Source organism: Pseudomonas sp. JAI115, assembly GCF_014200835.1.
GTDB classification, from domain to species: domain Bacteria; phylum Pseudomonadota; class Gammaproteobacteria; order Pseudomonadales; family Pseudomonadaceae; genus Aquipseudomonas; species Aquipseudomonas putida_A.
This window is the reverse complement of the sequence record NZ_JACHCY010000011.1, coordinates 64,466-85,730: the sequence shown is the minus strand read 5'-3', so window position 1 is coordinate 85,730 and position 21,265 is coordinate 64,466. Positions and strand designations below refer to the sequence as shown.

At 61.0% G+C, this 21,265-nt stretch carries 28 protein-coding genes; 19 read left to right on the top strand and 9 right to left on the bottom strand.

Annotation, left to right across the window (positions count from 1 at the left end; translation table 11 throughout):
- Positions 1-5 precede the first annotated feature (5 nt).
- On the bottom strand, positions 6-371 hold the full coding sequence (pilH, locus tag HDC30_RS21655) for a twitching motility response regulator PilH (protein WP_025109154.1): 366 nt from the start codon (positions 369-371) through the stop codon (positions 6-8).
- A gap of 60 nt (positions 372-431) precedes the next feature.
- Positions 432-836, bottom strand: coding sequence for a twitching motility response regulator PilG (gene pilG / locus HDC30_RS21650; RefSeq protein ID WP_003229093.1), 405 nt, complete (start codon positions 834-836; stop codon positions 432-434).
- 225 nt (positions 837-1,061) lie between these two features.
- On the opposite strand from pilG, the gene gshB reads away from it, so the two are divergent.
- The 7 genes from gshB to HDC30_RS21615 all read left to right on the top strand — a co-directional run bounded on the left by gshB (position 1,062) and on the right by HDC30_RS21615 (position 7,174).
- Entirely contained in the window at positions 1,062-2,033 is a 972-nt protein-coding gene (gene gshB, locus HDC30_RS21645) for a glutathione synthase (protein ID WP_183784825.1), read from the top strand.
- A gap of 107 nt (positions 2,034-2,140) precedes the next feature.
- Positions 2,141-3,040: an energy transducer TonB gene (locus HDC30_RS21640; RefSeq protein ID WP_183784823.1), complete on the top strand. Its 900-nt coding sequence runs from the start codon at positions 2,141-2,143 to the stop codon at positions 3,038-3,040.
- A 235-nt stretch (positions 3,041-3,275) separates the two neighbouring features.
- Positions 3,276-3,848 carry a YqgE/AlgH family protein gene (locus tag HDC30_RS21635; RefSeq protein WP_007964108.1) on the top strand — a complete coding sequence of 191 codons (573 nt, stop codon included), beginning with the start codon at positions 3,276-3,278 and terminating at the stop codon, positions 3,846-3,848.
- On the top strand, positions 3,848-4,285 hold the full coding sequence (ruvX, locus tag HDC30_RS21630) for a Holliday junction resolvase RuvX (RefSeq protein ID WP_003229101.1): 438 nt from the start codon (positions 3,848-3,850) through the stop codon (positions 4,283-4,285). The genes HDC30_RS21635 and ruvX overlap by 1 nt, the downstream gene beginning before the upstream one ends.
- Positions 4,286-4,366: 81 nt before the next feature.
- Positions 4,367-4,873 carry a bifunctional pyr operon transcriptional regulator/uracil phosphoribosyltransferase PyrR gene (gene pyrR, locus HDC30_RS21625; RefSeq protein WP_027610583.1) on the top strand — a complete coding sequence of 169 codons (507 nt, stop codon included), beginning with the start codon at positions 4,367-4,369 and terminating at the stop codon, positions 4,871-4,873.
- A gap of 28 nt (positions 4,874-4,901) precedes the next feature.
- Complete coding sequence (locus HDC30_RS21620; RefSeq protein ID WP_003229107.1) at positions 4,902-5,906, top strand: aspartate carbamoyltransferase catalytic subunit; 1,005 nt, start codon at positions 4,902-4,904, stop codon at positions 5,904-5,906.
- Entirely contained in the window at positions 5,903-7,174 is a 1,272-nt protein-coding gene (locus HDC30_RS21615; RefSeq protein ID WP_183784821.1) for a dihydroorotase, read from the top strand. The genes HDC30_RS21620 and HDC30_RS21615 overlap by 4 nt, the downstream gene beginning before the upstream one ends.
- A gap of 152 nt (positions 7,175-7,326) precedes the next feature.
- Here HDC30_RS21615 and HDC30_RS21610 read toward each other — a convergent pair whose 3' ends face one another.
- Positions 7,327-7,758: a TM2 domain-containing protein gene (locus HDC30_RS21610; RefSeq protein ID WP_007964113.1), complete on the bottom strand. Its 432-nt coding sequence runs from the start codon at positions 7,756-7,758 to the stop codon at positions 7,327-7,329.
- Between the two features lie 248 nt (positions 7,759-8,006).
- On the opposite strand from HDC30_RS21610, the gene HDC30_RS21605 reads away from it, so the two are divergent.
- Entirely contained in the window at positions 8,007-8,633 is a 627-nt protein-coding gene (locus HDC30_RS21605; protein WP_003229112.1) for a C40 family peptidase, read from the top strand.
- Between the two features lie 143 nt (positions 8,634-8,776).
- Here HDC30_RS21605 and HDC30_RS21600 read toward each other — a convergent pair whose 3' ends face one another.
- Entirely contained in the window at positions 8,777-9,811 is a 1,035-nt protein-coding gene (locus tag HDC30_RS21600) for a type IV pilus twitching motility protein PilT (protein WP_003229114.1), read from the bottom strand.
- Positions 9,812-9,867: 56 nt separating this feature from the next.
- Between HDC30_RS21600 and HDC30_RS21595 the strand changes: the two genes are divergently transcribed.
- The 10 genes from HDC30_RS21595 to HDC30_RS21550 all read left to right on the top strand — a co-directional run bounded on the left by HDC30_RS21595 (position 9,868) and on the right by HDC30_RS21550 (position 16,899).
- Positions 9,868-10,554, top strand: coding sequence for a YggS family pyridoxal phosphate-dependent enzyme (locus HDC30_RS21595; RefSeq protein ID WP_027610580.1), 687 nt, complete (start codon positions 9,868-9,870; stop codon positions 10,552-10,554).
- Positions 10,555-10,582: 28 nt separating this feature from the next.
- Entirely contained in the window at positions 10,583-11,401 is an 819-nt protein-coding gene (proC, locus tag HDC30_RS21590) for a pyrroline-5-carboxylate reductase (RefSeq protein ID WP_183784819.1), read from the top strand.
- Positions 11,402-11,411: 10 nt separating this feature from the next.
- Positions 11,412-12,002, top strand: coding sequence for a YggT family protein (locus HDC30_RS21585; protein WP_027610578.1), 591 nt, complete (start codon positions 11,412-11,414; stop codon positions 12,000-12,002).
- Positions 11,999-12,292, top strand: coding sequence for a DUF167 domain-containing protein (locus tag HDC30_RS21580; protein ID WP_096795761.1), 294 nt, complete (start codon positions 11,999-12,001; stop codon positions 12,290-12,292). Before HDC30_RS21585 ends, HDC30_RS21580 begins: the two co-directional genes overlap by 4 nt.
- A gap of 230 nt (positions 12,293-12,522) precedes the next feature.
- Positions 12,523-13,662, top strand: a complete 1,140-nt coding sequence (locus HDC30_RS21575) for a homoserine O-acetyltransferase (RefSeq protein WP_183784818.1) — start codon at positions 12,523-12,525, stop codon at positions 13,660-13,662.
- A 7-nt stretch (positions 13,663-13,669) separates the two neighbouring features.
- Complete coding sequence (metW, locus tag HDC30_RS21570; protein ID WP_003229126.1) at positions 13,670-14,290, top strand: methionine biosynthesis protein MetW; 621 nt, start codon at positions 13,670-13,672, stop codon at positions 14,288-14,290.
- A 26-nt stretch (positions 14,291-14,316) separates the two neighbouring features.
- Positions 14,317-14,751 (top strand): DUF4426 domain-containing protein, encoded by a 435-nt coding sequence (locus tag HDC30_RS21565; protein ID WP_027610575.1) that lies wholly within the window; start codon positions 14,317-14,319, stop codon positions 14,749-14,751.
- Positions 14,748-15,344 carry an RdgB/HAM1 family non-canonical purine NTP pyrophosphatase gene (gene rdgB / locus HDC30_RS21560; protein WP_134784874.1) on the top strand — a complete coding sequence of 199 codons (597 nt, stop codon included), beginning with the start codon at positions 14,748-14,750 and terminating at the stop codon, positions 15,342-15,344. Before HDC30_RS21565 ends, rdgB begins: the two co-directional genes overlap by 4 nt.
- A complete protein-coding gene (hemW, locus tag HDC30_RS21555) occupies positions 15,341-16,546 on the top strand; it encodes a radical SAM family heme chaperone HemW (protein WP_027610573.1) in 1,206 nt (401 codons plus the stop codon). The genes rdgB and hemW overlap by 4 nt, the downstream gene beginning before the upstream one ends.
- Before the next feature lie 29 nt (positions 16,547-16,575).
- Entirely contained in the window at positions 16,576-16,899 is a 324-nt protein-coding gene (locus HDC30_RS21550; protein WP_003229134.1) for a DUF3392 domain-containing protein, read from the top strand.
- 238 nt (positions 16,900-17,137) lie between these two features.
- Here HDC30_RS21550 and trmB read toward each other — a convergent pair whose 3' ends face one another.
- From trmB to HDC30_RS21530, 4 genes are all read right to left on the bottom strand, one after another.
- Positions 17,138-17,863 (bottom strand): tRNA (guanosine(46)-N7)-methyltransferase TrmB, encoded by a 726-nt coding sequence (gene trmB / locus HDC30_RS21545; RefSeq protein ID WP_027610572.1) that lies wholly within the window; start codon positions 17,861-17,863, stop codon positions 17,138-17,140.
- Positions 17,864-17,872: 9 nt separating this feature from the next.
- Complete coding sequence (locus HDC30_RS21540) at positions 17,873-18,667, bottom strand: thiazole synthase (protein WP_007964131.1); 795 nt, start codon at positions 18,665-18,667, stop codon at positions 17,873-17,875.
- A 59-nt stretch (positions 18,668-18,726) separates the two neighbouring features.
- The gene (gene thiS, locus HDC30_RS21535; protein ID WP_027610571.1) at positions 18,727-18,927 is read right to left on the bottom strand and encodes a sulfur carrier protein ThiS; all 201 of its coding nucleotides are present in this window, start codon (positions 18,925-18,927) and stop codon (positions 18,727-18,729) included.
- Between the two features lie 80 nt (positions 18,928-19,007).
- Entirely contained in the window at positions 19,008-19,379 is a 372-nt protein-coding gene (locus tag HDC30_RS21530) for a DUF423 domain-containing protein (RefSeq protein ID WP_003229144.1), read from the bottom strand.
- Positions 19,380-19,453: 74 nt separating this feature from the next.
- On the opposite strand from HDC30_RS21530, the gene mtgA reads away from it, so the two are divergent.
- Complete coding sequence (gene mtgA / locus HDC30_RS21525) at positions 19,454-20,176, top strand: monofunctional biosynthetic peptidoglycan transglycosylase (protein WP_183784816.1); 723 nt, start codon at positions 19,454-19,456, stop codon at positions 20,174-20,176.
- A 198-nt stretch (positions 20,177-20,374) separates the two neighbouring features.
- Here the strand turns inward: mtgA and rpoH are convergent, their stop codons facing one another.
- Entirely contained in the window at positions 20,375-21,229 is an 855-nt protein-coding gene (gene rpoH, locus HDC30_RS21520; RefSeq protein WP_003229146.1) for an RNA polymerase sigma factor RpoH, read from the bottom strand.
- Between the last annotated feature and the right edge of the window lie 36 nt (positions 21,230-21,265).

Sequence of the window (21,265 nt, the reverse complement as noted above, 5' to 3'; positions counted from 1 at the left end):
CGCGATCAACCAGCCAGCACGTTGTTCAGGGTCTTGATCAGCATGTCTTCTTCGACCGGTTTGGTCAGGTAATCCTTCGCGCCCTGGCGCGTGCCCCAGACCTTGTCGGTTTCCTGATCCTTGGTGGTGATGATGATCACCGGGATGTGGCTGGTCTCGGCATCCTTGGTCAGTTGCCGGGTGGCCTGGAAGCCGTTGAGGCCGGGCATGACGATGTCCATCAACACCGCGTCAGGCTTTTCCTGACGGGCCAGGGCCACGCCGTCGGCGCCGTTTTCGGCCTTGAGCACTTCATGGCCGTGCTTTTCCAGCATGCCGGTGAGTTTGTACATTTCAGTCGGCGAATCATCGACGATCAGGATACGTGCCATGGTCTTCCCCATTTTTCTTGTCGACACCCGGCCCGCTGGCCGAGCGTCACTGTACGTGTCTTACTGCGGCAAAACGGCGGCGAAGCCCGGAACATGGGCCTGAATCGCGTCGAGCAGTTCTTCCTTGCTGAAAGGCTTGGTCAAAAATTGATCAGAACCGACAATCCGCCCCTTGGCCTTGTCGAACAGCCCGTCACGCGACGACAGCATGATCACCGGCGTGGCCTTGAACGCACTGTTGTTCTTGATTAAAGCGCAGGTCTGATAACCATCCAGACGCGGCATCATGATGTCGACAAAAATGATCCCGGGGTGGTGGTCGGCGATCTTGGCCAGGGCGTCGAAACCGTCGATCGCCGTGATGACCTCGCAGCCCACATTTTTCAACAGCGTTTCGGCGGTGCGACGAATCGTTTTCGAGTCATCGATCACCATGACCTTCAAGGCGCTGGACTGCTGTTCCATAAGAGGGCTCTACCGTCGCCTTTGCGAATCAAATTGTCCGTTTTGCGATGAGTAATGGCTGGAAACCCTTGATGCTCAAGGGCCAGCACGCTATGCCAGCCTTTTTAGCACAGTCTCCAGATGCAATCTATCGACGGGTTTTTCCTTGACCGAAAACCCTGCCAGCGCCACTCTGGCGGCACTTTTTCAATACCGATCCGGTAGCCAATTGTCGAGGAAAACCCAATGAGCGTTCGCGTCGGGATTGTCATGGACCCTATCGCCAGCATTTCCTATAAAAAGGATAGCTCGCTGGCCATGCTGCTGGCCGCGCAGAAACGTGGCTGGGAACTGTTCTACATGGAGCAGCGCGACCTGTATCAGGCCGAAGGTCAGGCCCGGGCGCGCATGAAGCCGCTGAAAGTCTTCGCCAACCCGGAAAAATGGTTCGAACTGGACGCCGAGCAGGACAACCTGCTGAGCGACCTCGACGTGATCCTGATGCGCAAGGATCCGCCGTTCGACATGGAGTTCGTCTACTCCACCTACTTGCTGGAACAGGCCGAAACCGCTGGCGTGCTGGTGGTCAACAAGCCGCAGAGCCTGCGCGACTGCAACGAAAAACTGTTCGCCACGCTGTTCCCGCAGTGCACCCCGCCGACCGTGGTCAGCCGCCGCGCCGATGTGCTGCGTGAATTCGCCGCCAAGCATGGCGACGTAATCCTCAAGCCGCTGGACGGCATGGGTGGCACTTCGATTTTCCGTCACCGCGCCGGCGACCCGAACCTGTCGGTGATTCTGGAAACCCTGACCGCCCTCGGCAATCAGCAGATCATGGGCCAGGCCTACCTGCCGGCAATCAAGGACGGCGACAAACGCATCCTGATGATCGACGGCGAGCCGGTGGATTACTGCCTGGCGCGAATTCCGGCCCAGGGCGAAACCCGTGGCAACCTCGCGGCCGGTGGTCGTGGCGAAGCGCGGCCGCTGACCGACAAGGATCGCTGGATCGCCGCCCAGGTCGGCCCGACCCTGCGCGAGAAAGGTTTGCTGTTCGTCGGTCTGGACGTGATCGGTGAAAACCTCACCGAAATCAACGTCACCAGCCCGACCTGCATCCGCGAAATCGACAACGCTTTCGGTACCGATATCGGCGGCATGCTGATGGATGCCATCGACAAGAAGCTGCAAGCCGCCGGCAAAAAGCCGCAAGCTTGACGTGTGTCATATGCAGCCTGTCGCTTGAAGCGTGAAGCCCAAGGCGCGAAACCAACATTGCGTTATCATGCGCAGCCTCTGAAAAACGCGATGTTGGTTTTCTTGTCATGACCCTCCCGTCCGATCTGCCCGCAGAACTCGCCCACCGTGGCGTGCGCCCGGCCGATCGCCTCGGATTTACCCTGTTTCTCGCGGCGCTGATTCATTTGGCGCTGCTGCTCGGCGTCGGCTTTACCATGGTCGAACCCAAGCAGATCAGTAAAACCCTGGAAATCACCCTCGCCACCTTCAAGAGCGAAACCAAGCCGAAAAAGGCTGATTTCCTCGCTCAGGAAAACCAGGAAGGCAGCGGCACCCTCGACAAGAAGGCGATCCCCAAGACCACCGAGGTCGCGCCGTTCCAGGACAATCAGGTCAAGAAGGTCACCCCGCCCCCGGCCGCCAAACCGGAAGTGCGCGAAGCAGCACCCAAGGCTGCAGTGACCACGGTGGCGCCGAAACAGCAAAAGGCGCCGACCAAGAAAGAAGAAACCAAGACCGAGACCAAACCTGCGGTCAACGCGCCGACGTTCGACAGCTCGCAGCTGTCCAGCGACATCGCCAGCCTCGTAGCGGAACTGGCCAACGAACAACAGCTGTACGCCAAACGCCCGCGCATTCACCGCTTGAGCGCGGCCTCGACCATGCGCGACAAGGGCGCCTGGTACAAGGATGACTGGCGCAAGAAGGTCGAGCGCATCGGCAACCTCAATTACCCGGAAGAAGCGCGCCGCAAGCAGATCTACGGCAACCTGCGCCTGATGGTCTCGATCAACCGTGACGGCTCGCTGTATGAAGTGCTGGTGCTCGAGTCCTCCGGCCAGCCGCTGCTGGATCAGGCGGCGCAGCGCATCGTCCGGCTGGCGGCACCGTTTGCGCCGTTTACCGGCGATCTGTCGGATATCGACCGACTGGAAATCATCCGCACCTGGAAATTCGCCCGGGGCGACAAGCTCTCCAGCAACTGACCGCCGGCATACAGTTTTTTTGTGGTGAGGGGATTTATCCCCGATCGGCTGCGAAGCAGTCGCAAAACCAGCATGCGCGGTATGTCAGGCATATCACGTCAATGGATTCAGGGCCGCTTCGCGCCCCATCGGGGATAAATCCCCTCACCACAAAGGTTCAGCTTCAACAATGGATCTGCGTTGTTCTCTGATCGTCAGCTTGTCAGTTTACCCCTACGACGCCACACTATCGCTCATGAAAAACGTCAGCCCCAGCTACCTCAAGCATCACTTCCTGATCGCCATGCCGCACATGGCCGACCCGAACTTTGCCCACACCTTGACCTACATCGTCGAGCACACGGCCAATGGCGCCATGGGGCTGGTGGTCAATCGACCGCAAGAGCTGAATCTGGCTGACATTCTCGAGCAATTGCGCCCGGACATCGATCCGCCAGCGCTGTGCCAGCATGTGCCGATCTTCATTGGTGGCCCGGTGCAGACCGATCGCGGTTTCGTCCTGCACCCTTCGGGCAAGACCTTTCAGGCCACCGTCGAGCTGGACGGTGATCTGGCGCTGTCCACCTCGCAGGACGTGCTGTTCGCCATCGCCGACGGCGTAGGCCCGGCGAAAAGCGTGATCGCCCTCGGTTACGCCGGTTGGGAAGCCGGGCAACTGGAGGCTGAGCTGGCCGACAACGCCTGGCTGACCTGCCCGTACGACGCCGACATCCTGTTCAACACCAGCAGCGAGCTGCGTCTGGAAGCGGCGGCACGGCATCTGGGGATCAACCTCAGCCTGCTGACCAGTCAGGCGGGGCACGCCTGATGGCCCTGCGCCTGATTCTCGGCTTCGACTACGGCACCAAACAGATCGGCGTTGCGGTCGGCCAGGTGATTACCGGCCAGGCCCGTGAGCTGTGCACCCTGAAAGCGCAGAACGGCGTGCCCGACTGGAATCAGGTCGAAGCGCTGTTCAAGGAATGGAAACCCGACGCCGTGGTGGTCGGCCTGCCGCTGAACATGGACGGTACGCCCAGCGAGATGTGCCTGCGCGCGGAGAAATTCGCCCGCCGTCTCAATGGCCGTTTCAATGTGCCCTTCTATACCCACGACGAACGCCTGACCACCTTTGAAGCCAAGGGTGAGCGACTGGTGCGTGGCGGGCAGAAAGGCAGTTACCGCGACAACCCGGTGGACGCCATCGCCGCCGCTCTGCTGCTACAGGGCTGGCTCGATGAAAACACTGCATTGTTTGAATCCTGACAAGCGCTTCGGCGCTTTTCTTTTGGTTATAAACCCAGCCACGTCCGGCAGGACGCGGCTCGGAATCACGAAGGAGCAACCATGAGCCTGCCCAATCCCGCCGATCTGATCAGCCAGATGGCGACCCGCCTCAAGGCGCACCTTGCACAGCGTGATATCAGCGAACCGCGTTACATCGGCATCCGCACTGGCGGCATCTGGGTCGCGCAGGCCCTGCTCAAGGAATTGGCCAGCGACGCACCGTTGGGCACGCTGGATGTTTCCTTCTACCGCGACGACTTCAGCCAGAACGGCCTGCACCCGCAAGTGCGCCCCTCGGCCCTGCCCTTCGAGATCGAAGGCCAGCACCTGGTGCTGATCGATGACGTACTGATGAGCGGCCGGACCATCCGCGCCGCCATGAACGAACTGTTCGACTACGGCCGCCCGGCCAGCGTGACCCTGGTCTGCTTGCTCGACCTGGACGCCGGCGAGCTGCCGATCCGCCCGAACGTGGTGGGTGCGACCCTGTCGCTGGCCGCCAATGAGCGGGTCAAGCTGTCCGGCCCGGAGCCGCTGACGCTCGAACTGCAAGACCTGAATTCCTAACCCGCCCTTATTGAGAGTCCCCCTCGCGATGACGCCTCTAGATACCAAGCGCCCGCTGCAGCTCAATGATCAGGGCCAGCTGCGCCACTTCCTCTCGCTCGACGGCCTGCGCCGCGAGTTGCTGACGGAAATCCTCGACACTGCCGACTCGTTCCTCGAAGTCGGTGCCCGGGCGGTGAAGAAGGTCCCGTTGCTGCGCGGCAAGACCGTGTGCAACGTGTTCTTCGAAAACTCCACCCGCACCCGCACCACCTTCGAACTGGCGGCCCAGCGGCTGTCGGCGGACGTGATCACCCTGAACGTGTCGACCTCGTCGGCCAGCAAAGGTGAAACCCTGCTCGACACCCTGCGCAACCTCGAAGCGATGGCCGCCGACATGTTCGTCGTGCGCCACGGTGATTCCGGCGCCGCACACTTCATCGCCGAGCATGTCTGCCCGCAGGTGGCGATCATCAACGGCGGCGACGGCCGGCACGCGCACCCGACCCAGGGCATGCTCGACATGCTCACCATCCGTCGGCACAAGGGCGGTTTCGAAAACCTCTCGGTGGCGATCGTCGGCGACATCCTGCACTCGCGTGTGGCGCGTTCGAACATGCTCGCCCTGAAGACCCTCGGTTGCCCGGACATCCGCGTGATCGCGCCGAAGACCCTGCTGCCGATCGGCATCGAGCAGTACGGCGTCAAGGTCTACACCGACATGAACGAAGGCCTGAAGGACGTCGACGTGGTGATCATGCTGCGCCTGCAGCGTGAGCGCATGACCGGCGGCTTGCTGCCGAGCGAAGGCGAGTTCTACCGCCTGTTCGGCCTGACCACCGCGCGTCTGGCCGGGGCCAAACCCGATTGCATCGTCATGCACCCAGGGCCGATCAACCGTGGGGTAGAGATTGAGTCCGCGGTGGCCGACGGCCCGCACTCGGTGATTCTCAATCAAGTCACCTACGGCATCGCCATCCGCATGGCCGTGCTGTCGATGGCCATGAGCGGGCAAACAGCGCAACGTCAATTCGAGCAGGAGAACGCCCAGTGAAGCTCAGCATTCTCGGCGCCCGCGTCATCGATCCAAGCAGTGGTCTGGATCAAATCACCGACATTCACGTTGAAGCCTGCAAGATCGTCGCCCTCGGCGCCGCACCGGCCGGCTTCACCGCAGTGGAAACCATCGACGCCAGCGGTCTGGTTGCAGCACCGGGCCTAGTCGACCTGAACGTGGCCCTGCGCGAGCCGGGCTACAGTCGCAAAGGCACGATCGCCAGCGAAACCCGCGCCGCAGCGGCCGGTGGCGTGACCAGCCTGTGCTGCCCGCCGAAAACCAAACCGGTGCTCGACACCTCGGCCGTGGCCGAGCTGATCCTCGACCGCGCCCGCGAAGCCGGCAACACCAAAGTGTTCCCGATTGGCGCGCTGAGCAAAGGTCTGGACGGCGAGCAGCTTGCTGAACTGGTGGCGCTGCGCGACGCCGGTTGTGTGGCGTTCGGCAATGGTCTGGAGAGTTTCCGCAACACCCGCACCCTGTGCCGGGCGCTGGAATACGCGGCGACCTTCGACCTGACGGTGATTTTCAATTCGCAGGATCACGACCTGGCCGATGGCGGTCTGGCGCATGAAGGCGCGGTCGCCAGTTTCCTCGGCCTGCCGGGGATTCCGGAAACCGCTGAGACCGTGGCCCTGGCCCGCGATCTGCTGCTGGTCGAGCAGACCGGCGTGCGCGCGCACTTCAGCCAACTGACCAGCGCGCGCGGCGTGGCCCTGATCGCTCAGGCGCAGGCCCGTGGCTTGAAGGTCACCGCCGATGTCGCTCTGTATCAGTTGATCCTCACCGATGAAGCGCTGATCGACTTCAGCAGCCTGTATCACGTGCAACCGCCGCTGCGCACCCGCGCCGACCGCGACGGCCTGCGTGAAGCGGTGAAGTCCGGGGTGATTTCGGCGATTTCCAGCCATCACCAACCGCATGAGCGCGACGCCAAACTGGCACCGTTCGGCGCGACCGAGCCGGGCATCAGCAGTGTGGAATTGCTGCTGCCGCTGGCGATGACGCTGGTTGAGGATGGTTTACTGGATCTGCCGACCCTGCTGGCGCGCCTGACTGCCGGGCCTGCGGACGCGCTGCGTCTGCCGGCGGGCAAACTGGCGGTGGGCAGTGCGGCGGATATCGTGCTGTTCGATCCGAAAGCATCCACCGTGGCTGGTGAAGGCTGGCTGTCGAAGGGCGAGAACTGCCCGTTCCTCGGTCACACCCTGCCGGGTGTGGTGCGTTACACCTTGGTGGATGGGCGGATCAGTCACCAGGCGTAACCGGCTGCTGAGGGACATTGTGGCGAGGGGATTTATCCCCGATGGGCTGCGCAGCAGCCCTCAATCTACAACCGCGGTGATTCAATTCCTCCGCGGTTGAATGTTTTAGGGCTGCTACGCGCTCCATCGGGGATAAATCCCCTCGCCACAGGTTACTGAAAGGCGCCGCGATTCTGCGCGTTACGCACCGAAACCTGATCATTCAGCGTCCAGAAGTCATACAGCACACCAATAAAGAACAACCCGCCGGTCAGCAGATACAGCAACCCGCTGATCCACTTGCCCTGGTACATCCGGTGCACGCCGAACACGCCCAGGAACGTCAGCAGAATCCACGCCACGTTGTATTCGATCGGCCCTGCGGTGAAACGCAGATCCGCCTCGCGATCCATTGCCGGGATCAGGAACACGTCGATCAGCCAGCCAATGCCCAGCAGACCGAAGGTGAAGAACCAGATCGTCCCGGTCACCGGCTTGCCGTAATAGAAGCGGTGAGCGCCGGTGAAACCAAAAATCCACAGCAGATAACCGATGATTTTGCTGTGCGTATCCTGCGGTGCAGCGACCTGCTGATAGCGGTTCATGAAGACCTCGATTCACTCGATAGATAAATTTTCTTTAATTCTTTGTGACTTTTTTACATGTAGCCGACGTACGGCAAATGTTACCGTGTCGTCCGTCAAAGCCTTATAGCACCGGACTTCTGTCCGACAATTGCGTCCGTTTGCCGCTTGTTTGGTTCCGTTGCCCTCCGATGGAATCGACCAACGGCCTCGGAAGGGACAAAAAAGCTGTTATAAAGTTGCGCGTTAACACATAAGAGCCACGCCTAATGCGACCATTTTTCAAGACATGGCTAACTATTTGCCTATTAATGCCACTGGCCGCCCACGCCACCAATCGTGAGCAACGTCTTCCCAACGTTAACGGTTTCACCCCTAAATCCCATGCTTCGGCTCCTTCGAGCAAGAGCAGCAAACAAACGAAACACACCACGCTCGCCAGCAAGAATCACGGCAAGCTGGTGCCACCGATGGCCAACAAGGAAAGCAGCAACGTCCTGAGCCGTGCGGTGAACGTCCTCGGTACTCCCTACCGTTGGGGCGGCAGCAGCCCAAGTAAAGGGTTCGATTGCAGTGGTCTGGTGAAATATGCGTTCAACGACGCCACATTCGACCTGCCACGCACTTCCAACGCGATGGCCAGCGGGCATGGCGAGAAAGTCGAACGCAAGGATCTGAAGCCGGGCGACCTGATTTTCTTCAACATCAAGAGCCGTCGGGTCAACCACGTTGCCATCTACCTGGGCAACGACCGCTTCATCCACGCACCACGCCGTGGCAAAGCGGTGAGCATCGATACGCTGAACAAGCCGTACTGGGAACAGCATTACGTAGTTGCCAAGCGTGTGCTGCCGAAAGAACCGGCTGGCAAACAGATGCGTGTGGTTCAGCGCTGAGTCGACTGATCCGGAATCTGCTCAAGCAGTACTGACCCCTTCGCGAGCAAGCCCGCTCCCACATTTGATTTGTGAACGACACAGATCCAATGTGGGAGCGGGCTTGCTCGCGAAGAGGCCATTGAAAGCAACACAAGCCTCTCTTAAAAATTATCCGGCGTACGCGCCTTTTCCCGCGCATGCTCGCGGCTGATCAAGCCCTTGGTCACCAGTTCCTTCAGGCACATGTCGAGTGTCTGCATCCCCAACGACCCTCCGGTCTGAATCGCCGAATACATCTGCGCCACCTTGTCCTCGCGGATCAGGTTCCGGATCGCCGACGTTCCCAGCATGATCTCGTGCGCGGCCACCCGTCCGCCGCCGATCTTCTTGATCAGCGTCTGCGACACCACGGCCAGCAACGACTCCGACAGCATCGAACGGACCATGGACTTCTCGTCGCCGGGGAACACATCGACAACACGGTCGATGGTCTTGGCGGCTGACGTCGTGTGCAGCGTGCCGAACACCAGATGCCCGGTCTCGGCAGCGGTCAGTGCGAGGCGAATGGTTTCCAGGTCGCGCATCTCACCCACCAGGATCACATCCGGGTCTTCGCGCAGCGCCGAGCGCAACGCCGTGGCGAAGCTGCGGGTATCGCGATGGACTTCGCGCTGATTGATCAGGCATTTGCGCGATTCGTGGACGAATTCGATCGGGTCTTCGATGGTGAGGATATGGTGATGGCGATGGGTATTGAGGTAATCGATCATCGCCGCCAGCGTGGTCGATTTGCCGGACCCGGTCGGCCCGGTCACCAGCACCAGCCCGCGCGGCGCATCGGTGATCTTGCGAAAGACGTCGCCCATGCCGAGGTCTTCCATGCTCAGCACTTTCGAGGGAATGGTGCGGAACACCGCGCCGGCGCCCCGGTTCTGGTTGAACGCATTAACCCGAAAGCGCGCCACGCCGGGGACTTCGAACGAGAAATCCGTTTCCAGGTGTTTCTCGAAGTCGACCCGCTGGGTGTCGTTCATGATGTCGTAGATCAATTCGTGCACTTGCTTGTGATCCAGCGCCGGCAGATTGATCCGCCGCACATCGCCATCGACGCGGATCATCGGCGGCAGACCGGCCGATAGGTGCAGGTCGGAAGCGCCCTGTTTGGCGCTGAACGCCAGCAGTTCAGTGATATCCATAGCGTCCCTCAATTCCAGTAGAATGCCGCGAACCTTCAGACCGCCGGCGCCTCTTGATGTCCACGATAGCAGACAACATTCTTCAGGTTAGTTCGCGTATCCAGGCAGCGGCCAAAGCTGCAAACCGCGATGAACACAGCATCCAGTTGCTGGCCGTGAGCAAGACCAAACCGGCGCAGGACCTGCGTGAAGCCTACGCCGCCGGCCTGCGTGACTTTGGCGAGAACTATCTGCAGGAAGCCCTGGGCAAACAGCTCGAACTGGCCGACCTGCCCTTGATCTGGCACTTCATCGGCCCCATTCAATCGAACAAGACTCGCGCCATCGCCGAGCATTTCGACTGGGTGCACTCCGTGGATCGCCTGAAAATCGCCCAACGCCTGTCCGAGCAGCGCCCGACCGAGCTGCCGCCGCTGAACATCTGCATTCAGGTCAACGTCAGCGGTGAGGCCAGCAAGTCTGGCTGCGCCCCGGCCGACCTGCCAGCGCTGGCCGAGGCCATCAGCGCCCTGCCCCGGTTAAAACTGCGCGGGCTGATGGCGATTCCCGAGCCGACCGAAGATCGCGCCGAACAAGATGCCGCTTTTGCTGCCGTGCAACGTTTGCAGGACAGCCTGAATCTGCCGCTCGACACACTTTCCATGGGCATGAGCCACGACCTCGAGTCGGCCATCGCCCAAGGCGCCACGTGGGTGCGGATCGGTACCGCGCTGTTTGGCGCCAGAGATTACGGTCAGCAATGACCGACAGCCATCTGAAAAAGGACCTGACATGAGCAACACACGCATTGCCTTTATCGGTGCCGGCAACATGGCCGCCAGCCTGATCGGCGGCCTGCGGGCCAAGGGTCTGCAAGCCAGCCAGATTCGCGCCAGCGATCCGGGCGAAGAGACTCGCCAACGCGTCGGCGCCGAACACGGCATCGAAACCTTCGCCGACAACGCCCAGGCCATCGACGGCGTCGACGTGATCGTACTGGCGGTCAAGCCACAGGCGATGAAAGCCGTGTGCGAAGCCATCCGCCCAAGTCTGAAACCGCAGCAACTGGTGGTGTCGATCGCCGCCGGCATCACCTGCGCGAGCATGACCGCATGGCTCGGCGAGCAGCCGATCGTGCGCTGCATGCCCAACACCCCGGCGCTGTTGCGTCAGGGCGTCAGCGGTCTGTATGCCACCAGCGAAGTGACAGCCGAGCAGCGTCAGCAGGCTGAAGAGCTGCTGTCCGCCGTGGGCATCGCGCTGTGGTTGAACGAAGAGCAGCAACTCGATGCGGTGACCGCCGTCTCCGGTTCCGGCCCGGCGTATTTCTTCCTGCTGATCGAAGCGATGACCGCCGCTGGCGTCAAACTCGGCCTGCCAAAGGAAATCGCCGAGCAACTGACCCTGCAAACGGCTCTGGGCGCCGCGCACATGGCGGTATCCAGCGATGTCGACGCTGCTGAGCTGCGCCGCCGCGTGACCTCGCCAAATGGCACCACAGAGGCCGCGATCAAATCATTCCAGGCTAACGGCTTCGAAGCCCTGGTAGAAAAAGCACTCGGCGCCGCCGCGCACCGCTCGGCCGAAATGGCCGAACAACTGGGCAAATAAGGAGCCTTACATGATTGGATTGAACACCGCAGCGGTTTACGTGCTGCAAACCCTCGGCAGCCTGTACCTGTTGATCGTGCTGTTGCGCTTCGTCCTGCAACTGGTGCGCGCGAACTTCTACAACCCGCTGTGCCAGTTCGTGGTCAAGGCTACCCAGCCGCTGCTCAAGCCGCTGCGCCGGATCATCCCGAGCATCTTCGGCCTCGACATGTCTTCGCTGGTGCTGGCGATTCTGGTGCAACTGGCCCTGATGGCCCTGACCCTGCTGCTGACCTACGGCACCACCGGCAACCCGCTGCAGCTGTTCATCTGGTCGATCATCGGCGTGACCGCGCTGTTCCTGAAGATTTTCTTCTTCGCCCTGATCATCAGCGTGATCCTGTCGTGGGTCGCTCCGGGTAGCCACAATCCGGGCGCTGAACTGGTGAACCAGATCTGCGAGCCGGCGCTGGCACCGTTCCGCAAGATTCTGCCGAACCTCGGCGGTCTGGACCTGTCGCCGATCTTCGCCTTCCTGGCGCTGAAGCTGATCGACATGCTGGTGATCAACAATCTGGCGGCAATGACCATGATGCCGGAAATCCTGCGCCTGCTGATGTGAGCTGGTTTCGCTGGGACGGGGACGACTTGATCCTCGAATGTCATCTGCAACCGGCAGCCCGCAGCGATGATTTCGCCGGGCTGCACGGTGACCGTCTGAAGATCCGCCTCACCGCGCCGCCGGTCGAGGGCAAGGCCAATGCGTATCTGATGGGCTTTCTGGCCAAGGCGTTTGGGGTTTCCAAAAGCCAGGTCAGTTTGCTCAGCGGCGAGTTGAACCGGCAGAAACGGGTGAAGATCTGTTCGCCGAAGAAGCTGCCGGAGTTGCCTGATCTGGTGCGTCCAGCCTGATCCACTGTGGTGAGGGGATTTATCCCCGATGGGTCGCGAAGCGGCCCCTTGGTTGTTGCCAACCCCATTCTCTCGACACGGCCAAAGATTACAGGGCTGCTACGCAGCCATCGGGGATTAATCCCCTCACCACAAGGACTTCGCTCAATAAACGATCAGGCCTTATCGTTGCTTGCCGCTAACCCCCCCGGTCTTTAGACTTACGCCTCATTTCAACGAGAGCAGGGTCGATGCCAGCTGCCTTTCCCCCCGATTCTGTTGGTCTGGTGACGCCGCAAACGGCGCGCTTCAGTGAACCTCTGGCCCTGGCCTGTGGCCGTTCGCTGCCTGCCTACGACCTGATCTACGAAACCTACGGCACGCTGAACGCACAGGCGAGCAACGCCGTGCTGATCTGCCACGCCTTGTCTGGTCATCATCACGCTGCCGGCTATCACAGCCCCGACGACCGCAAGCCCGGTTGGTGGGACAGTTGCATCGGCCCCGGCAAACCGATCGACACCAACAAGTTCTTCGTGGTCAGCCTGAACAATCTGGGCGGCTGCAACGGCTCCACCGGCCCGAGCAGTATCAACCCCGAGACCGGCAAGCCGTTCGGCGCCGATTTCCCAGTGCTCACCGTCGAAGACTGGGTGCACAGTCAGGCGCGTCTGGCTGACCTGCTCGGCATTCGTCAGTTCGCCGCCGTCATCGGCGGCAGCCTCGGCGGCATGCAGGCCTTGCAGTGGACCATCACTTACCCGGATCGCGTGCGCCACTGCCTGGCCATCGCCTCGGCCCCCAAGCTGTCGGCGCAGAACATCGCCTTCAACGAAGTGGCGCGCCAGGCGATCCTTACCGACCCGGAGTTCCACGGTGGTTCGTTCCAGGAACAAGGGGTGATCCCCAAGCGCGGGCTGATGCTGGCGCGGATGGTCGGGCACATCACCTACCTGTCCGACGACTCGATGGGCGAGAAATTCGGCCGCGGCCTGAAGAGCGAAAAGCTCAACTACGACTTCCACAGCGTCGAGTTCCAGGTCGAAAGCTACCTGCGCTATCAGGGTGAAGAGTTTTCCGGGCGTTTCGACGCCAATACCTATCTGTTGATGACCAAGGCACTGGATTACTTCGATCCGGCGGCGAACTTCGACGATAACCTGGCGAAAACTTTCGAAAACGCCACCGCCAAGTTCTGCGTGATGTCGTTCACCACCGACTGGCGTTTCTCCCCGGCCCGTTCGCGGGAGCTGGTGGACGCGCTGATGGCGGCACGCAAAGACGTCAGCTATCTGGAAATCGACGCGCCACAGGGCCACGACGCCTTCCTGATTCCGATCCCGCGCTATTTGCAGGCGTTCGGCAATTACATGAACCGAATTACGGTGTGAACAAGCCATGAGAGCTGATCTGGAAATCATCCAGGAATGGATCCCCGCTGGCAGCCGCGTGCTCGACCTCGGTTGCGGCGACGGCGAGTTGCTGACCTGGCTGCGCGACAACAAGAACGTCACCGGTTATGGCCTGGAAAACGACGCCGACAACATCGCCGAGTGCGTGGCCAAGGGCATCAACGTCATCGAGCAGGACCTGGACAAGGGGCTGGGCAACTTCGCCAGCAACAGTTTCGACATCGTCGTCATGACCCAGGCCCTGCAAGCCGTGCACTACCCGGACAAGATCCTCGACGAGATGCTGCGGGTCGGTCGTCAGTGCATCATCACCTTCCCCAACTTCGGGCACTGGCGCTGCCGCTGGTATCTGGCAAGCAAGGGCCGGATGCCGGTGTCGGAGTTTCTGCCGTACACCTGGTACAACACGCCGAACATCCACTTCTGCACCTTCGAAGACTTTGAAGAACTTTGTCGCGAACGTGATGCGAAGGTCATTGATCGGCTTGCCGTGGATCAACAGCACCGTCACGGGTGGGCCAGTAAGCTATGGCCTAATCTGTTAGGTGAGATTGGTATCTACCGCGTCAGCAGCCCGGTGCTTGCAGATCATCGGGTCGCGGTCTGAACCACGACATTTCGAGGAGAACGATCATGGGTCGCTTGATTACTGTGCTATTGGCCGCCTGCCTGAGTCTGTCGGCGGTGGCCGCCGATGCCATCAAGGGCGAACGCAAGGAAGTGTTCGGCGACGTTACCGTGCACTACAACACTTTCAACTCGACCTTCCTGACACCCGACATCGCCAAAGCAGCCGAGCTGATCCGCAGCAAGAACCAGGGCGTGATCAATGTCTCGGTGATCAAGGACGGCAAACCGCTGATCGCCAACGTCACCGGCACGGTCAAAGACCTGACCAGCCAGAGCGTGCCGCTGAACTTCCGCCAGGTCACCGAACAGGGCGCGATCTACTACATCGCCCAGTACCCGGTGGAGCAGCAGGAAACCCGCACCTTTGAAATCAAGGTGCAGAACGGTGACAAGATCAACACCATCAACTTCAACCAAGAACTCTTTCCCGGCGAATGATGAACCTCACGCAACTCGTACTGGCCAGCCATAACGCCGGCAAACTCAAGGAACTCCAGGCCATGCTCGGCGACTCGGTGCAACTGCGCTCGATCGGCGAATGGAGCAAGGTCGAACCGGAGGAAACCGGTCTGTCGTTCGTCGAGAACGCGATCCTCAAGGCGCGCAATGCCGCGCGCATCTCCGGCCTGCCGGCGCTGGCCGACGATTCCGGTCTGGCGGTGGATTTCCTCGGCGGTGCACCGGGCATCTACTCGGCGCGCTATGCCGATGGCAAGGGCGATGCGGCGAACAACGCCAAACTGCTCGAGGCCCTCAAAGACGTGCCGCAAGCCGAGCGCGGCGCTCAGTTCGTTTGCGTGCTGGCACTGGTGCGACATGCCGATGATCCGCTGCCGATTCTCTGCGAAGGCCTGTGGCACGGACGCATCCTGACCGCTGCCAGCGGCGAGCACGGTTTCGGCTACGACCCGCTGTTCTGGGTGCCGGAGCGTGACGTGTCCAGCGCCGAACTGAGCCCGGCCGACAAGAACCAGATCAGCCACCGCGCCCGTGCAATGGATCTGCTGCGCCAGCGTCTGGGCCTGAAATGACCGACAGCCACCCCGCGTCGTCGCTGATCATCGGCGGCGCCGCCTCTTCGCCTCGGGCGCCGCTGCCTACGCTGCCGCCTCTGGCGCTGTACATCCACATCCCGTGGTGTGTGCGCAAATGCCCGTATTGCGATTTCAACTCGCACACCGCCAGCCCGGTGCTACCGGAAGAGGAATACGTCGACGCGTTGCTGGCCGATCTCGATCAGGACCTGCACGCGGTGTATGGCCGTGAAATCAGTTCGATCTTCTTCGGTGGCGGTACGCCGAGCCTGTTCAGCGCGCAAGCCCTCGGGCGCTTGCTCAAAGGCGTCGAGCAGCGCATCCCGTTCGCCCACGACATCGAGATCACCCTGGAAGCCAATCCCGGCACCTTCGAGCAAGAGAAGTTCGTTGCGTATCGCAAGCTCGGGATCAATCGCCTGTCGATCGGCATTCAGAGCTTCCAGCAGCAGAAACTCGAAGCCCTCGGACGTATCCACAACGGCGACGAAGCGGTGCGCGCGGCCGGTATGGCGCGTCAGGCCGGGTTCGATAACTTCAACCTCGACTTGATGCACGGTTTGCCCGATCAGTCGCTGGAAGATGCCTTGAGCGACCTGCGTCAGGCCATCGAACTGCAACCGACGCACATCTCCTGGTATCAGCTGACACTGGAGCCGAACACGGTGTTCTGGAACCAGCCGCCGGTGCTGCCGGAAGACGACACGCTGTGGGACATTCAAGAAGCCGGACAAGCGCTGCTGGCCGCGCACGGTTACGCGCAATACGAAGTCTCGGCCTATGCCCAGCCCGGGCGGCCGGCACGGCACAACCTCAATTACTGGAGTTTCGGCGACTTCATCGGCATCGGTGCTGGCGCCCACGGCAAGCTCAGTCATCCGGACGGGCGCATCGTCCGCACCTGGAAGACACGCCTGCCGAAGGACTATCTCAACCCAGCCAAGAGTTTCCAGGCCGGCGAGAAAGCCCTGAGCAATGACGAGATGCCGTTCGAGTTCCTGATGAACGCCCTGCGCCTGACTGCCGGGGTGGAATCACGCCTGTATCCCGAACGCACCGGCCTGCCGCTGGAAAGTCTCGCCGAACACCGCCGCGAGGCCGAACAAAGTGGCCTGATGCAGGTCGAACCGTCACGTCTGGCGGCCACCGAGCGCGGACAACTGTTTCTCAACGACTTGCTGCAGAAATTTCTGAGCTGAGCCCTAACGGCCGCCCCAAGGAAAACCGCATGGATTTGATACTCGATCTGCTCGCCACCGTGTCCCGCTGGAGCCGCAGCAACCTCTCGGAAATCGCCCTGGCGCTGGTGGGCTGCCTGCTGGTGCTGTTCGGCGCCGACTTCAAGGGCTGGGTCGAGCAGCGTCTGGGCAGCATCGCCGGCGCCCTGCGCGTACCACTGATGGCCCTGCTGTGCGTGATCGGCAGCGGCGCCGCGCTGATCTATGCGACGCCGTGGGTGGTCAAGGGCCTGAGCCAGTTCAACAACTACAGCCTGGCACCGGTGCTGCTGGTGGTGCTGGTGCTTATCGGCGTAGTCGCTGACCGCCGCTGATCTTTCAGCACACCCAAAACAACTGTAGGAGCTGCGGCACGCTGCGATCTTTTGATCTTAAAAAATCAAAATCAAAAGATCGCAGCGCGCCGCAGCTCCTACACCGCTTGCACCGTAGACCTAAAACAACTGTGGGAGCGAGCCTGCTCGCGAAGACGTCTTAACATTCAACCTCATCATTGAATGTCAGACCGCTTTCGCGAGCAGGCTCGCTCCCACCGTTTTTATTGCATGTTGCTTAAGCGATTTTCTCGAACTTCAGATCCCACACGCCATGCCCAAGACGTTCGCCGCGGCGTTCGAACTTGGTGATCGGCCGTTCGGCCGGGCGCGGTACGCATTTGCCGTCTTCGGCGAGGTTGCGGTAGCCCGGGGCGACGTTCATCACTTCCAGCATGTACTCGGCGTACGGCTCCCAGTCGGTGGCCATGTGCAGGATGCCGCCAACCTTCAGCTTACTGCGCACCAGTTCGGCGAAGGACGCCTGAACGATACGACGCTTGTGGTGACGGCTCTTGTGCCATGGATCCGGGAAGAACAGCATCAGGCGATCGAGGCTGTTGTCGGCGATGCAGCGGTTGAGCACTTCAATCGCGTCGCAATCGTAGACCCGCAGGTTGGTCAGGCCCTGAGTCAGCACGCCGTTGAGCAGCGCGCCGACACCCGGACGGTGCACTTCAACACCGATGAAGTCCTGATCCGGCGCCGCCGCAGCCATTTCCAACAGCGAGTGGCCCATGCCGAAACCGATCTCCAGCGAGCGCGGTGCCGAACGGCCGAACACTTGATCGTAATCCACCGGCGCGTCGGCCAGCGGCAGCACGTACAGCGGCGCGCCCTGGTCCAGACCCCGTTGCTGGCCTTCGGTCATGCGCCCGGCGCGCATCACGAAGCTCTTGATGCGGCGGTGTTGGCGCTCGTCGCCCTCTTCCGTCTGGATAGGCGTGTCGTTCGATTCAGTCATCAATGGCTCTTACTTGATCAGACCATCCAGCGGCGAAGAGGCGCTGGCATAGAGTTTTTTCGGCATGCGGCCGGCGAGGTAGGCCAGACGGCCTGCGACGATCGCGTGTTGCATGGCTTGGGCCATCATCACCGGTTGCTGAGCATGGGCGATGGCCGAGTTCATCAGCACCGCGTCACAGCCCAGTTCCATGGCGATGGTGGCGTCGGAGGCGGTACCGACACCGGCATCCACCAGCACCGGAATCTTGGCTTCTTCGAGGATGATCTGCAGGTTGTACGGGTTGCAGATCCCCAGACCGGAACCGATCAGACCGGCCAGCGGCATGACCGCGATGCAGCCGATTTCCGCCAGTTGCCGGGCGATGATCGGGTCATCACTGGTGTAAACCATCACGTCGAAGCCTTCCTTGACCAGCGTTTCGGCGGCCTTGAGGGTTTCGATCACGTTGGGGAACAGGGTTTTCTGGTCGGCCAGCACTTCCAGCTTCACTAGGTTGTGACCATCGAGCAGCTCACGGGCCAGGCGGCAGGTGCGCACGGCCTCGATAGCGTCGTAGCAACCGGCGGTGTTCGGCAGGAAGGTGTAGCGATCGGGCGACAGCACTTCGAGCAGGTTCGGCTCGCCTTCGATCTGGCCGAGGTTGGTACGGCGCACGGCGAAGGTGACGATCTCGGCACCCGAGGCTTCGATGGCCTGACGGGTTTCTTCCATGTCACGGTACTTGCCGGTACCGACCAGCAAACGCGACTGGTAAGTACGACCGGCCAGAACAAAAGGCTTGTCGCTGCGAACGATGCTCATGGGGAATCCTCTTTAGGGGTGAGGGTCTTGCAGAATTCTGTGCCCTTGCGGGCCGGCGATCAGCCGCCGCCGATGGCGTGCACCACTTCGACGTTGTCGCCGTCGTTGAGCACGGTGTCGGCATGCTGGCTGCGCGGGACGATATCCAGATTGAGTTCGACTGCCACCCGGCGACCGGTCAGGTCCATACGGGCAATCAGAGCCGCAACGGTTTCACCGTCGGGCAGTTCAAGGGATTCGCCGTTCAACTGAATGCGCATGCGCCTGGCCGCCATCATTTTTAGGGGGTGGCATTCTAGCCCGATCATGACCTAAAGGTCAGCACCAAGCGTCAAGCGGTTTACTGCAGGCGCCAGGCGGCAAGTCCAAGACACAGCCAGCCAACCAGAAACGCCAGACCGCCGAACGGAGTGATGATGCCGAGCTTGCTGATGCCTGTGGTGGTCAGCACATACAGACTGCCCGAGAACAACAGGATGCCGACGGCGAACGAGATACCAGCCCAGGTCACCAGCCGTCCCTGAATCTGCGTGGCCAGCAGCGCAACGCCGAACAGCGCCAGGGTGTGCACCAGTTGATAGGTCACGCCGGTGTGGAAAATCGCCAGATACTCGGGGGTCAGGCGGCTTTTCAGGCCATGCGCGGCGAAAGCGCCAAGGCCCACACCGGTAAAACCAAAGAAAGCGGCCAGCATCAGAAAGCCACGCAGCATGTGGAACTCCAGTCAGACTCGTTCGGCAGGGTCTGTATAATGGCCCGCTCTATCGGTTCGGCCAAGCCATCTCTATGCTGCGTTCACTTTTGCGTCGTCTCACGAAGGCCCTGCTCTGGTTCGCGGGCGGCAGTGTATTGCTAGTGTTGCTGTTTCGCTTCGTGCCGCCGCCGGGCACGGCGCTGATGGTCGAGCGCAAGGTCGAATCCTGGGTCGACGGCGAGCCGATTGACCTGCAGCGCACCTGGAAACCGTGGGACGAGATCTCCGACGATCTCAAGGTCGCAGTCATGGCCGGCGAAGACCAGAAATTTCCCGAGCACTGGGGCTTTGACTTCGGCGCGATCCAGGCCGCATTGGCCCACAACGAACTCGGCGGTTCGATTCGCGGTGCCAGCACCTTGAGCCAACAAGTGTCGAAAAACCTGTTTCTGTGGTCGGGGCGCAGCTATCTGCGCAAAGGCCTGGAAGCCTGGTTTACCGGACTGATCGAAGTGTTCTGGCCCAAGCAGCGGATTCTTGAGGTTTACCTGAACAGCGTCGAGTGGGATGACGGGGTGTTTGGTGCCGAAGCCGCAGCACGTCATCACTTTGGCGTGAGCGCCAAGTCACTGTCGCGGCAGCAGGCGAGTTATCTGGCGGCGGTGCTGCCTAACCCGCGCGTGTGGAGCGCCAGCCATCCGACGGCTTATGTATCGCGCCGGGCCGGGTGGATTCGCCAGCAGATGAGTCAGTTGGGCGGGACCAGCTATCTGCTGGGGCTTGATGATTCGCGCCGGGCGTCTTGGGCCCAATAACTACATTCAATCATTCAGACACCATCAATCCCTGTGGGAGCGGGCTTGCTCGCGAAGGCGGTGGGTCAGCCAGCATTGTCGGTGACTGACACGACGACTTCGCGAGCAAGCCCGCTCCCACAGGGATTTGTGTTGAAACAGAAATGAAAACGCCCCGATCATCGCTGATCGGGGCGTTTTTGTTTGCCTGAGCGCCGGTTATGCGGCGATCGACAACTTGAGCTTGTTCATCGCGCTCTTCTCGAGCTGACGGATCCGCTCGGCCGACACGTTGTACTTCTGCGCCAGGTCGTGCAGCGTGGCTTTCTCTTCTGCCAGCCAGCGCTGGTAGAGGATGTCGCGGCTACGTTCGTCCAGCACTTCCAGCGCTTCGTGCAGGTTGTGGTTGGAGTTGTCGCTCCAGTCGGCATCTTCCAGTTGACGCGCCGGGTCGTACCGGTGGTCTTCCAGGTAGTTGGCCGGCGACTGGAAAGCGCTGTCGTCGTCAGCTTCTGCAGCCGGGTCGAAGGCCATGTCATGGCCGGTCAGGCGACTTTCCATCTCGCGCACTTCACGTGGTTCGACGCCGAGGCTTTCCGCCACACGGTGGACTTCCTCGTTGTTCAGCCACGCCAGACGTTTCTTCTGGCTGCGCAGGTTGAAGAACAGCTTGCGCTGGGCCTTGGTGGTCGCGACCTTCACAATGCGCCAGTTGCGCAGGATGAACTCGTGAATTTCCGCCTTGATCCAGTGCACGGCGAACGACACCAGACGCACACCCATTTCCGGGTTGAAGCGTTTTACCGCCTTCATCAGACCGACGTTGCCTTCCTGGATCAGGTCAGCCTGAGCCAGACCGTAGCCGGAATAGCTACGGGCAATGTGTACGACAAATCGCAGGTGGGCGAGCACCATCTGCCGAGCCGCCCCCAAATCCTGCTCATAGTAGAGACTCTCGGCCAGTTCACGCTCCTGCTCCGGCGTCAGCAATGGAATGCTGTTGACGGTGTGCACATAGGCTTCCAGGTTCGCACCCGGAACCAACGCGTACGCAGGTTGCAAAGAATTGGTCATGCGAAAAAACCTCCCACTTACATACTCGTGCCTCTC

Bases quoted from the DNA above. Each gene is read 5' to 3' on its own strand.
- pilH (WP_025109154.1), bottom strand. From the start codon at position 371: ATGGCACGTATCCTGATCGTCGATGATTCGCCGACTGAAATGTACAAA.
- pilG (WP_003229093.1), bottom strand. From the start codon at position 836: ATGGAACAGCAGTCCAGCGCCTTGAAGGTCATGGTGATCGATGACTCG.
- gshB (WP_183784825.1), top strand. From the start codon at position 1,062: ATGAGCGTTCGCGTCGGGATTGTCATGGACCCTATCGCCAGCATTTCC.
- HDC30_RS21640 (WP_183784823.1), top strand. From the start codon at position 2,141: ATGACCCTCCCGTCCGATCTGCCCGCAGAACTCGCCCACCGTGGCGTG.
- HDC30_RS21635 (WP_007964108.1), top strand. From the start codon at position 3,276: ATGAAAAACGTCAGCCCCAGCTACCTCAAGCATCACTTCCTGATCGCC.
- ruvX (WP_003229101.1), top strand. From the start codon at position 3,848: ATGGCCCTGCGCCTGATTCTCGGCTTCGACTACGGCACCAAACAGATC.
- pyrR (WP_027610583.1), top strand. From the start codon at position 4,367: ATGAGCCTGCCCAATCCCGCCGATCTGATCAGCCAGATGGCGACCCGC.
- HDC30_RS21620 (WP_003229107.1), top strand. From the start codon at position 4,902: ATGACGCCTCTAGATACCAAGCGCCCGCTGCAGCTCAATGATCAGGGC.
- HDC30_RS21610 (WP_007964113.1), bottom strand. From the start codon at position 7,758: ATGAACCGCTATCAGCAGGTCGCTGCACCGCAGGATACGCACAGCAAA.
- HDC30_RS21605 (WP_003229112.1), top strand. From the start codon at position 8,007: ATGCGACCATTTTTCAAGACATGGCTAACTATTTGCCTATTAATGCCA.
- HDC30_RS21600 (WP_003229114.1), bottom strand. From the start codon at position 9,811: ATGGATATCACTGAACTGCTGGCGTTCAGCGCCAAACAGGGCGCTTCC.
- HDC30_RS21595 (WP_027610580.1), top strand. From the start codon at position 9,868: ATGTCCACGATAGCAGACAACATTCTTCAGGTTAGTTCGCGTATCCAG.
- proC (WP_183784819.1), top strand. From the start codon at position 10,583: ATGAGCAACACACGCATTGCCTTTATCGGTGCCGGCAACATGGCCGCC.
- HDC30_RS21585 (WP_027610578.1), top strand. From the start codon at position 11,412: ATGATTGGATTGAACACCGCAGCGGTTTACGTGCTGCAAACCCTCGGC.
- HDC30_RS21575 (WP_183784818.1), top strand. From the start codon at position 12,523: ATGCCAGCTGCCTTTCCCCCCGATTCTGTTGGTCTGGTGACGCCGCAA.
- metW (WP_003229126.1), top strand. From the start codon at position 13,670: ATGAGAGCTGATCTGGAAATCATCCAGGAATGGATCCCCGCTGGCAGC.
- HDC30_RS21565 (WP_027610575.1), top strand. From the start codon at position 14,317: ATGGGTCGCTTGATTACTGTGCTATTGGCCGCCTGCCTGAGTCTGTCG.
- rdgB (WP_134784874.1), top strand. From the start codon at position 14,748: ATGATGAACCTCACGCAACTCGTACTGGCCAGCCATAACGCCGGCAAA.
- hemW (WP_027610573.1), top strand. From the start codon at position 15,341: ATGACCGACAGCCACCCCGCGTCGTCGCTGATCATCGGCGGCGCCGCC.
- HDC30_RS21550 (WP_003229134.1), top strand. From the start codon at position 16,576: ATGGATTTGATACTCGATCTGCTCGCCACCGTGTCCCGCTGGAGCCGC.
- trmB (WP_027610572.1), bottom strand. From the start codon at position 17,863: ATGACTGAATCGAACGACACGCCTATCCAGACGGAAGAGGGCGACGAG.
- HDC30_RS21540 (WP_007964131.1), bottom strand. From the start codon at position 18,667: ATGAGCATCGTTCGCAGCGACAAGCCTTTTGTTCTGGCCGGTCGTACT.
- thiS (WP_027610571.1), bottom strand. From the start codon at position 18,927: ATGCGCATTCAGTTGAACGGCGAATCCCTTGAACTGCCCGACGGTGAA.
- HDC30_RS21530 (WP_003229144.1), bottom strand. From the start codon at position 19,379: ATGCTGCGTGGCTTTCTGATGCTGGCCGCTTTCTTTGGTTTTACCGGT.
- mtgA (WP_183784816.1), top strand. From the start codon at position 19,454: ATGCTGCGTTCACTTTTGCGTCGTCTCACGAAGGCCCTGCTCTGGTTC.
- rpoH (WP_003229146.1), bottom strand. From the start codon at position 21,229: ATGACCAATTCTTTGCAACCTGCGTACGCGTTGGTTCCGGGTGCGAAC.